Raw genomic sequence first — 6,432 nt, forward strand, 5'->3', positions numbered from 1 at the left:
AAGAAATTCTCCGTCTCATTATACTACTTATTCATCAGCAGCGTCAACCTTACTTGCCCTTGCTTCGATCTCTTTCTGCTGGATATCACCAGGAGCCTGCTCATAGCGGGCAAACTCGTAGGAGAAGTCACCACTTCCACCAGTCATGGAACGAAGATCTGTGGAATATCCATAAATCTCAAGAAGAGGAACGTCAGCTTCAATAATGGTATTTCCGTTATGATCCGGATTCATTCCAAGAACACGGCCGCGGCGCTTATTCAGATCGCCCATAACGTCACCTGTATATTTATCCGGAACTGTAACCTTCATGGAAACGATTGGCTCTAACAGTACCGGAGAAGCATCCATGAAGCCTTTCTTGAATGCAAGGATGGTAGCCATCTTAAACGCCATCTCTGAGGAATCTACCGGATGATAAGATCCATCATAAAGAGTAGCCTTTACACCAACTACCGGATATGCTGCAAGAGGTCCTTTCTGAACACATTCCTGAAGGCCCTTCTCGACTGCCGGGAAGTAGTTCTTCGGAACTGCACCACCAACAACAACCTGCTCAAATACGTATGGAGTCTCCATATCGCCAGACGGCTCAAAACGCATCTTAACATGTCCATACTGTCCATGTCCGCCGGACTGTTTCTTATGTTTGCCTTCTACGTCAGAATTCTTGCGGATGGTCTCACGGAATGGAACCTTCGGTTTGGAAAGCTCTACATCAACTTTATAACGCTCTTTCAGCATGCTGACAATAACATCAAGATGCTGATCGCCCATACCATAGATCAGACTCTGACGGTTAGCACCATCGTTCTCAACACGAACAGTCCTGTCTTCGCTCATGATCTTGGCAAGAGCCTGGGAAATCTTATCCTCATCGCCCTTGTTCACAGCCTTAAATCTCTTATAGGTATAAGGTGTGGAAAGAATTGCTTTCGGATAAAGAACCGGATTCGCCTTGGTGGCAAGGCTGTCACCAGTCTGAACACTGACTAATTTGGCAATTGCACCGATATCACCTGCATGGAGCTCTGGAACTTCGATAGGCTTGGAACCCTGAAGAACATATAATTTGTTAAGACGCTCTTCTGTGCCTTTCTCAACATTGAGAAGGGTATCATCAGATTTGATAACACCGGAGCAAACCTTGATCAGGGAATACTTGCCAAGGAATGGATCCACGATGGATTTCCATACATATGCAGATTTTGCTTTGGCGAAATCGTAATTTGCTTCAAAAATCTCGTTGGTCTTCTGGGAAATACCGTTGCAGGAACGTTTGTCCGGGCTTGGGAAATATCCGCAGATGTCGTCCAGAAGGTTGGATACGCCGCGAAGATTGATCGGGGATCCCATGCATACCGGAACAATGCTTGCATCCTGTACATTGGCGGCAAGTGCTGCGGAAACTTCTGTAACGGAGAACTCGTCTCCCTCAAAATAACGATCCATGAATTCCTCGCTGGTCTCTGCTACAGATTCCATCAGGATATCATGATACTTCTCAAGGTACTCATCCAGATAAGAAGGAATCTCGCACTCTTCCTTCTGTCCCTTGTCGATATATTTTCTTCCGGCCTGCTTCACAACGTTAACATATCCCACGAACTTGCCATCCTCACGGATCGGGAAATGCAGCGGGGCAATCTTCTTGCCATAAAGCTCGGTAAGCTGATCTACTACCTTACGGTAACTTACATCGTCCACGTCCATATCGGTAACGAAAATCATTCGCGGAAGTTTATACTTCTCGCAGAGATTCCATGCCTTCTGGGTACCAACCTGTACCCCTGCCTTACCTGATACTACGATGATTGCTGCGTCTGCAGCGCTGACAGCTTCCTCAACTTCTCCTACGAAGTCAAAATATCCGGGAGTGTCCAGAATGTTTACCTTGTTCTTCTGCCACGGGACCGGAATCAGAGATGTAGTGATAGAGAAATGTCGTTTGATTTCTTCTTTATCATAATCACTGACTGTATTGCCATCTTCTACACGGCCTAAACGGTTGGTCAAGCCGGCAAGATATGCCATTGCTTCTGCCAGAGTTGTCTTTCCAGCACCGCCGTGTCCTAACAGCACTACATTTCTGATTCGGTCAGTTCTAAAAACGTCCATATGTAATACCTCCCTGTTTGTCTAATATGTTCATATTTTACTAAATATTCAGAAGAATTTCAAGTATTTTCTGGGATTTTGACGGTCTTTTTTCAAAAAAGTTTAGATTATTTTGTCATTTCTGTAGGAATTGACAATTTGCGAGGAATCTCGTACAATATCATAAGATAATTTTTCACTTTAACGAAGGAAAGGAAACGACATTATATTATGAAGACAATCGGTTTTATCGGTCTCGGTCTGATTGGCGGCTCTATCGCCAAGGCCATCCGGAAGTACCATCCGGATTACCACATTCTGGCCTATAACCGCAGTAAGGAAGCACTTGCCTCTGCCATCAGCACCGGCATTATAGATGGTGTCTGTGAGGAAATGAAGGATCCACGCTTTGGATCCTGTGATTATGTATTTTTATGTGCTCCGGTAGAGATCAACCTGGAGTGCCTTGCATATCTGAAAGAGATCCGCCAGCCAGGCTGCATTATCACAGACGTGGGAAGTGTAAAGGGAATCATCCATCAGAAAGTGGATGAGCTGGGAATGACAGACTGCTTTATCGGCGGTCACCCTATGGCCGGTTCTGAGAAAACCGGTTTTGACCATTCCAACGAGCGCATTCTGGAAAATGCATACTATATTCTTACCCCTGGCGGGGAAGTGGGACTGGAATATATTTCAGATTTTACAGAGCTGATCAGTTCTCTTGGTGCTATCCCTATGGTGCTTACAGCTGAAGAACATGATTTTATTACAGCAGGTGTAAGCCATCTGCCCCATATTATTGCTTCCGCCCTTGTAAATCTGGTAAAAACCCTGGACAACGATGCCGAATACATGAAGACCATCGCAGCAGGCGGTTTCCGCGATATTACAAGGATTGCCTCTTCTTCTCCTGTTATGTGGCAGCAGATCTGCATGGAAAATCATGAAAACATTTCCAATGTTCTGGACGACTACATCCGCATGCTGATCCAGATCCGCTGTTCTGTAGACAACTGTGCTACAGATGGTAAGGAGGCAGATGCTATTTATCAGATGTTTGCAAGCTCCAGGGATTACCGTGATTCCATTGATGTTGTGGATAATGGTCCTATCCGCAAGGCTTATGTGCTTTATCTGGATATTGCAGATGAGGCCGGCGGAATCGCTACCATTGCCACCATCCTTGCCATGGACAAGATCAGCATTAAAAACATCGGCATCATCCACAACCGCGAATTCGAGCAGGGCGTTCTGAAAATCGAATTTTATGAAGAAGACGCTATGGAACGGGCCATTGCACTTTTGAAAAAGCGCAATTATATTGTTTATGAGCGATAACCTGCGCACCGACAGTTGTTTATTGGATACATTACAATTATTTTTTCAGACAAACTCTGTATCAATACAGCAAATATGAAGTAAACGCCATATTGACTCGTCTAATTCTTTATAAGCAATATAGTCGATACCTGTTTTTGCTGTATGAAACTTTATATTTAAGGAACGATTATTATGGAAATAAAAAAACTTACAAATCTCCACGGAGAACTTACAGTTCCAGGCGACAAATCCATCTCCCACCGTGCCGTCATGTTCGGTTCCCTTGCCAAAGGAACCACAAAGATCACCCATTTTCTGGAAGGAGCTGACTGCCTTTCCACCATCTCCTGTTTCCGCAAAATGGGCATTGATATTGAGAATAACAGCGGAGAAATCCTGGTTCATGGAAAAGGACTCCACGGATTATCTGCCCCTGTTGATATTCTGGATGTCGGAAACAGTGGCACAACTACCCGCCTGATTTCCGGTATTCTTGCAGGACAAAATTTTGTATCGGAGCTTACCGGCGATGACTCTATCCAGAGCCGTCCCATGAAACGGATCATGACGCCTCTCCTTTCCATGGGCGCTGATATTGCAAGCATAAAGGGAAATAACTGTGTTCCTCTTCGGATCATAGGTCATCCTCTGAAGGCCATTCACTATGATTCCCCAGTTGCTTCTGCTCAGGTAAAATCCTGTGTACTTCTGGCCGGAATGTATTCTGACGGAATTACCAGTGTCACCGAACCGGTTCTTTCCAGGAACCATACAGAAATCATGTTGAACTACTTTGGAGCTCAGGTAACTTCTGAGGGAACTACCGCTTCCATTGCTCCGGAACCATCTCTTTTTGCCAGAGAAATTACAGTACCTGGGGATATTTCTTCTGCTGCTTATTTCATCGCTGCCGGACTTCTGGTGCCAGGCAGTGAGATTCTTCTGAAGAATGTGGGAATCAATCCCACAAGAGACGGACTGCTCCGTGTGTGCAAGGATATGGGAGCTGACATTACGCTCTTAAATGTAAATATGGAAGGAGAGCCTACCGCTGATCTTCTTGTTCGCACCAGTTCTCTTCACGGTACAACAGTGGGCGGGGAAATCATTCCGACTCTTATTGACGAGATTCCGATGATTGCAGTTATGGCTGCTTTCGCCGAGGGAACTACTGTGATCAAGGATGCAAAAGAACTTAAAGTAAAAGAATCAGACCGAATTCTGGTTATGGCAGAGAATCTTTCCCGCATGGGTGCGGACATTACACCTACAGAGGACGGAATGATCATACATGGAGGCAAGCCGCTTCACGGCGCAGAGATTGATTCTTATCTGGACCACAGAGTGGCTATGTCTTTCGCTGTTGCAGGACTGCTCTGTGATGGACCGCTCTCTATTAAGGGTGGAGATTGTGTGAAGATTTCTTATCCGGAATTTTATGAGGATCTGTATCGGTTAGGAGAATAATCTGAACCGCAGGAACTTAAATGAGAACATTTTTCGTTACTGTGAACGGAGTGAGCAATAACCATTTTTCCATTTAGGTTCCTGTTTTTTTGCCTTTTTAGATGTGCATTCCTATTATTTTATGTTAAATAATAGTCAATGTTAGTTTAGTGTAACTGTCATATTTTGCCAGACTATATGCTTGTATTTTCTTTTAAAATATACATATTGCACATTTTACCATGTATTAATTTCTGTGCAATTTTAAAATTCGTTTTAATCTCATTTCTATATTGATATTTTTTTAACGATTTCGACGAAGTTAAAAAACTTTCCGTTTTCCTCTTTTTTTCTTCAAAAAAATAACGTATAATCCCACTGTAAGTTGAGGAACACTAAAACAAACAAAGCGAAGGTGAACAGCCCAGACAAAAGAGCGGCTGCCACAAGAAAGGAGCCAGAAATAATGAAAATTTTATTTTACGGAACCAAAAATTATGACGAGCAGTTTTTTGAAAAACTTTTACCTGAATTTCCAGATATTAAGATTAAATTTATTGAAGCAAATATCCATGAGGAGACCGCTTCTCTTGCAAAAGGTTATGAAGCAATCTGTGCTTTTGTAAATGCAGACCTTGGCGCTCCTGTTATTGAAGAATTACATCAGCAGGGTGTAAAACTGATCCTTATGCGCTGCGCTGGTTACAATAACGTGGATCTTAAGACAGCCCACAAATATGGCATGAAAGTTCTGCGTGTACCAGGTTACTCTCCCGAGGCTGTTGCAGAGCACGCAATGGCGCTGGCGCTTACAGCTAACCGTCACACTCACAAGGCTTACATCAAATGCCGTGAGAACAACTTTACTTTAAGCGGTCTTATGGGCGTGAACCTTTACAAGAAAACAGCTGGTATTATCGGTACTGGTAAAATTGGTCAGGCTATGGCAAGAATCTGCAAGGGATTTGGAATGCGGGTCATTGCATATGATCTTTTCCCAAACAAGAATCTTGACTTCCTGGAATACGTTTCTCTTGATGAGTTGCTGGCTACCAGTGATCTGATCAGCCTGCACTGCCCGCTTACTGACGAAACCAAACATATTATCAACGAAAAGACAATTGCCCAGATGAAGGATGGAGTTATCCTTGTAAACACTTCCCGTGGCGGTCTTATCAAGACGGAGGATCTGATTTCCGGTATCCGCGACCACAAGTTCTTCGCAGTTGGTCTGGATGTTTATGAGGAGGAATCTGATTACGTATTCGAGGATCTGTCTGAGAGCATCATGCAGACTTCCTTGATCCAGAGGCTTCTCTCCTTCCCGAACGTAACCATGACCTCCCATCAGGGATTCTTTACAGAAGAAGCACTCACCAATATTGCAGAGACAACTATGGAGAATGCGCAGGCTTATATCAATGGAGATGAGCTGAAGAACGAGGTTCTCTCATAATTCATAAATCACTATAGAAAATACGGTGTTTCAATGCATAGGTATTGAAACACCGTTTTGCTATTTAGTGTGTTGAAAGTTGTTCAAGGCGGACGCATTCGGACAATGGT

At 43.8% G+C, this 6,432-nt stretch carries 4 protein-coding genes; 3 read left to right on the top strand and 1 reads right to left on the bottom strand.

Annotated features, from left to right (window positions below; genetic code table 11):
- Nucleotides 1-27 precede the first annotated feature (27 nt).
- The gene (locus tag LIZ66_RS15920) at nucleotides 28-2,118 is read right to left on the bottom strand and encodes an elongation factor G (protein WP_118578841.1); all 2,091 of its coding nucleotides are present in this window, start codon (nucleotides 2,116-2,118) and stop codon (nucleotides 28-30) included.
- A 210-nt stretch (nucleotides 2,119-2,328) separates the two neighbouring features.
- Between LIZ66_RS15920 and LIZ66_RS15925 the strand changes: the two genes are divergently transcribed.
- The 3 genes from LIZ66_RS15925 to LIZ66_RS15935 all read left to right on the top strand — a co-directional run bounded on the left by LIZ66_RS15925 (nucleotide 2,329) and on the right by LIZ66_RS15935 (nucleotide 6,322).
- Nucleotides 2,329-3,438, top strand: a complete 1,110-nt coding sequence (locus LIZ66_RS15925; protein WP_148461963.1) for a prephenate dehydrogenase — start codon at nucleotides 2,329-2,331, stop codon at nucleotides 3,436-3,438.
- A 174-nt stretch (nucleotides 3,439-3,612) separates the two neighbouring features.
- Entirely contained in the window at nucleotides 3,613-4,887 is a 1,275-nt protein-coding gene (gene aroA, locus LIZ66_RS15930; protein WP_227201047.1) for a 3-phosphoshikimate 1-carboxyvinyltransferase, read from the top strand.
- 445 nt (nucleotides 4,888-5,332) lie between these two features.
- Entirely contained in the window at nucleotides 5,333-6,322 is a 990-nt protein-coding gene (locus tag LIZ66_RS15935) for a 2-hydroxyacid dehydrogenase (protein ID WP_118578845.1), read from the top strand.
- Nucleotides 6,323-6,432: the final 110 nt, after the last annotated feature.

Origin of the sequence: Blautia faecis (assembly GCF_020554845.1) — a bacterium.
Classification (GTDB): Bacteria; Bacillota; Clostridia; order Lachnospirales; family Lachnospiraceae; genus Blautia_A; species Blautia_A faecis.

What these genes read in the sequence shown, in the direction of transcription:
- LIZ66_RS15920 (WP_118578841.1), bottom strand. Translation starts at nt 2,118, where the DNA reads ATGGACGTTTTTAGAACTGACCGAATCAGAAATGTAGTGCTGTTAGGA.
- LIZ66_RS15925 (WP_148461963.1), top strand. Translation starts at nt 2,329, where the DNA reads ATGAAGACAATCGGTTTTATCGGTCTCGGTCTGATTGGCGGCTCTATC.
- aroA (WP_227201047.1), top strand. Translation starts at nt 3,613, where the DNA reads ATGGAAATAAAAAAACTTACAAATCTCCACGGAGAACTTACAGTTCCA.
- LIZ66_RS15935 (WP_118578845.1), top strand. Translation starts at nt 5,333, where the DNA reads ATGAAAATTTTATTTTACGGAACCAAAAATTATGACGAGCAGTTTTTT.